This window comes from Moorena sp. SIO3I6 (assembly GCF_010672095.1).
The window spans coordinates 1-2,940 of sequence record NZ_JAAHHU010000526.1 but is presented as its reverse complement, the minus strand read 5'-3'; the positions used below and the strand labels follow the sequence as shown (position 1 = coordinate 2,940).

Sequence of the window (2,940 nt, the reverse complement as noted above, 5' to 3'; positions counted from 1 at the left end):
GGCAATAGGCAATAGGCAAGAGGAACCCACCCCTAGGTCGTGTTTTCTTGCCTCGGAGATCCCCCTAAATCCCCCTTAAAAAAGGGGGACTTTGAGTATGGCTCCCCCCTTTTTTAAGGGGGGCTGGGGGGGATCATAATCTTGCGGAAAACTTTAAAAACACACCCTAACCCCTCCCAGGAGAGGAATAGAGGCAATAGTTAAAAAGTATATAGCAATTATAAGACTTATGAGTTAAAGTAACAGCAGTGAATAAAGCAATTATCACAATCGGACTTAGTAAATTTTAATCCACATTCCACACCCTAAACTGTGATCCCAGCCATAGAGAACAATTGAAGTAACCATAAATACTAAAAGTAGCCCCTTTAAATAAAATCAACGTTCCGACTCCGTTGCTATGCTCCTTGAAGCAAGCAAAAATGAGAAGTCTCATGGAAAAGAAGTCCAATCACGTTTGCTTCTATTTTAACCTAATTTAGATGGGATTGCCCTAGATAAACATGCTAGAAACTGTATTTAATCTACCACTTCAGCAAAGACAAAATATAGCCATTATTGGAGCCGGTGCTATGGGAGTATCAACAGCATGTATCTTAGCTAGATTAGGTATCGCTAAAGTATCGGTTTTTGAAGCTGAATCAAAAATTTTTAATAAAAATGGAGCTTCTCTCAATAATACAGGTATTTTGCATCATTTTGTTTATGGTGCACATAAAAAGACACTGGAACATTTATTCAAACAAAGTATTTTATTTAAAAAATTAATGCCTGAGTATGTTTTTGTAGATAGCCATGTTAATTATTTAGTACCTAATGAAATAGGAAACACTGCTATTAATCAAGAAGGGATAACTTATAAAGATGTTGCTGCTTCTTTGGTTGAGATTTATCAGCAACATTTAAAAAACTATCATAATGAAACTATTTTTGGTAAGCCAGAAGACTTAGTAAAGATACTAGCTCAAGAAGCCATCAAACCCTTACTTGGAAATTTCGATGCGGGCAAACAGGACATCGCTGGTGCAGTCAAAGTTAGGCAATTTGTCTTAAATATTGCCGAATATGTTTGTCACATGATCAATCTGTTTAATTTTATTGTTAGAGAAAATTTTGTTGACATTCACTACAATAATGAAGTAAGTAATATTGCCATCAATAGTCAAAACTTCGAGTTAAAGATAAACCACAATAATCAACTTTATTTCGATACGATAGTTAATGCTGGTTATGCCAAGGGTTTGGGCATTCCGATTCCAGAACTAAAATTTGAGCAATATATCGAAGGAAATCTAGTAAAGCTAAAAGTTTATGGACTATACAAGATTCCCTCAGACTTGAAAAAACAGTTTCCAGAAATCGACAAAAGTTTTTATAGTACTATGCTCATTCGAGGTCAATATGGTGGAATAATTAAAGTCGGATACGATCATCTGGCAATTTTTTCTGGTCGAGAATATAACCAGGCAGAATTAGACTTCCCCTTGGCTGAAACTCCGAAAAATATTCCTAGGGAATGGTTGGATAATTTTGAAAAAATAACTGGTAGAACGGAAGCAGAAATGTTGAGCACAATTAAGCAGGATATTTCTCGCTGGATTCCTTGGGCTAAGGGATTGGAAAATATTAAGCTCAAAAAAGCGGTTCAAGTTTATCCTGGTAGAAAAACTACCGATGAGGTAGATGCTGCCAAACGGGATGATAATCCTATTCGTTATCTATATCACCATAAAAATGGGGGTAAATATATTCATATTCCTGGGTTTAAATTAACTTCTATTCCTTACAATGCATTTCAGGTTGTTCTCGAAATACTCTCAACTTATGTATGCCAGGGTATTCTTACCCAAGAGCAAGTAGATAAGCACATAACTATTGACCAAAATCAGCACATAATTCTCTCCCCTGAAATGGAATCTGCTCTTGGTAAAAATCTATCTCAATTGAGGGTTTCTGAAAGAGAAAAAATTATTGATGAGTGGGGTATTTACTAGCACATTATTTATAGCAATTCTACGACTTGTGAGGTACAAATTTCTGGTTTTTAGGGAGCAGGGAGCAGGGAGCAGGGAGCAGGGAGCAGGGAGAAGAGGCAATAGGCAATAGGCAATAGGCAAAAGTCAAGAGTTAATAAACTATAGCACTAATCCCTACTCCCTACTCCCTACTCCCTATTCCCTTGCAGTTAAAATCCACAAAGCTGATCCCTCTTACCTTCACGGTTATGATGCCAATAATCGTACAACCAACTACAACCACGATCTAGCAAATAATCCACATCTAAATTCCACAAAATCATTGTTTTGTCTTTACTAGCAGAAGCAATTAACTTACTATCGGGACTAAAACTAACTCCAAATACCGAATCGTTGTGTCCCTTAAAGGTATTAATTAAATGTCCATCCCGACTCCAAAGATTAACTGTTGTATCACTACTCGCAGATGCGATTAAGGTTCCATCAGGACTGAAACTAACCCAATTCACGGCACCATTATGGCCTTTCAAGGTATTGAGCAACTTGCCATCACGATTCCAGAGTTTTACCGTGCCATCACTACTAGCAGAGGCAATCATCTCGCCATCGGGACTGAAACTGACCCAATTGACAGCATCATTATGCTCTTTGAACGTATTGAGCAACTTGCCATCACGATTCCAAAGTTTTACAGTCCCATCATTACTAGCAGAGGCAATCTGCTTGCCGTCTGGGCTAAAACTGACTCCCCAAACTTTATCCTGGTGCCCCTCTAAGGTCTTGACTAAGGTGCCATCTAAATGCCAAAGTTTAACGGTTTCGTCAGCACTAGCAGAAGCAATTAACTTACTATCGGGACTAAAACTAACTCCCCAAACCTGATCCTGGTGTCCTTCTAGAGTGTCAAGCAAGGAGCCATCTAAATTCCAGAGTTTCACCGTTTTATCTTCACTAGCGCTAGCCA

Annotated in this window: 2 protein-coding genes; one reads left to right on the top strand and one right to left on the bottom strand. The window is 38.1% G+C overall.

The genetic code is table 11. The features are described 5' to 3' along the window. Positions 1-503 precede the first annotated feature (503 nt). Positions 504-1,994 carry an FAD-dependent oxidoreductase gene (locus tag F6K49_RS38965; RefSeq protein WP_293105877.1) on the top strand — a complete coding sequence of 497 codons (1,491 nt, stop codon included), beginning with the start codon at positions 504-506 and terminating at the stop codon, positions 1,992-1,994. 191 nt (positions 1,995-2,185) lie between these two features. On the opposite strand, the gene F6K49_RS38960 is transcribed toward F6K49_RS38965, so the two are convergent. Further along, positions 2,186-2,940 (bottom strand): WD40 repeat domain-containing protein (locus tag F6K49_RS38960; RefSeq protein WP_293105875.1); only part of this gene is annotated, 755 nt, incomplete at its 5' end.